Annotated in this window: 2 protein-coding genes; both read right to left on the reverse strand. The window is 46.7% G+C overall.

The genetic code is table 11. The features are described from left to right. Nucleotides 1-536 (reverse strand): TetR/AcrR family transcriptional regulator (locus tag RAC86_RS38825; protein ID WP_377886971.1); only part of this gene is annotated, 536 nt, incomplete at its 3' end. 5 nt (nt 537-541) lie between these two features. Then, nucleotides 542-1,224 (reverse strand): MBL fold metallo-hydrolase (locus tag RAC86_RS38830; RefSeq protein ID WP_377886972.1); only part of this gene is annotated, 683 nt, incomplete at its 5' end.

Raw genomic sequence — 1,224 nt, forward strand, 5'->3', positions numbered from 1 at the left:
AATGTCCGAATTGAAAATGACAGGCTTTCTAAAATGTCCTCCTCACGTTCAAATGCTTCTTTTGCGATTAAAGCAGTAAAGCCATGCAGCAGGCTTCTAAGCCCCCTTGTCGCATGAATGGCAGTCTTTTCACTTGCATAGCCGTTTTCAATGAGCAGCTTCGTCACAAGACAGACAATTTGGTCAGAGACGATTTCCGTCCGTTTGTCCTGAACCTTAAGAAGAGCCGCTTCATAATATCCGGGATTTTCAATTGCAAAATCAACATATGCATGAGCTAAAGAAAGCATAGCGGAATCTCCCTTTCGTTCGGTTACGGAGTCCGCCATTTGATCAAAAAGCTTTGTCAGTCCTCTGACAGCAAGTTCTGCTCTGATCGCTTGCAGCCCGTTGATATGGTTATACAATGACGGGGGGCGCACATTCATTTTTTTAGAAAGTGCGGCAAGTGAGACACCATTTACCCCTTCCTGATCAGCAATCTCCGCTGCAGCGTCTACAATCATTTTTTGGGTCAAACCTATTCTCGGTGACATGCTCATCATCCTTTCTTTGCTTTTTGGATCGCCTGTCTCATCCGCTCTGAAGGTGATCGCAGGAATTTTCCATGTCCGACAGCGAGACAGGTAGGCGCCTTATCGGCGAGCAATTGTGCGCTTTTGATGGCCTCCTCCTTATTCCATGTGGCGAAGGCGGGAAAAGGAAACGCCCATTTTATCTGACCTGATACAGCGATTCCTCCGCGTAACTGAAACGCATCTCCTGCTATTAAAGTGCCGTTTCTTGTATCAAGAAATGACATGCTGCCCGGTGTATGGCCCGGTGTTGGAATGGCAAGCAGAGAACCAATTGTTTCACCGCCCGTCAGCAGTTGGTGAGGCTTTGTTTGTATGTGTTTCGGAATACCTCCTTTTATAGGCGTCTGCGGCTCATCTTGCCGCAAGGATGTGTCACCTTGGAGCAAGAATGAATCCCGTTCCGAGATCATGACCTTTGCATGCGGAAATGTTTGTGCCAATGTATCCAGTGATCCGACATGGTCCCCATGTGCATGAGTCAGTAAAATATGCCGAAGCGGTTTTCCAAGCTGATTCACAGCTTGAATAATCCCTTTATAGCTGCCTGGCAGTGCGGCATCAATAAGGGTGACTTCGTTTTCTTCCTCTACTAAATAGCAATTAACCGGAAACAATGCTGGAAAAAAAGTCAGCTGCCAAACCGTTT

Source organism: Bacillus sp. LR_5 (assembly GCF_042709275.1).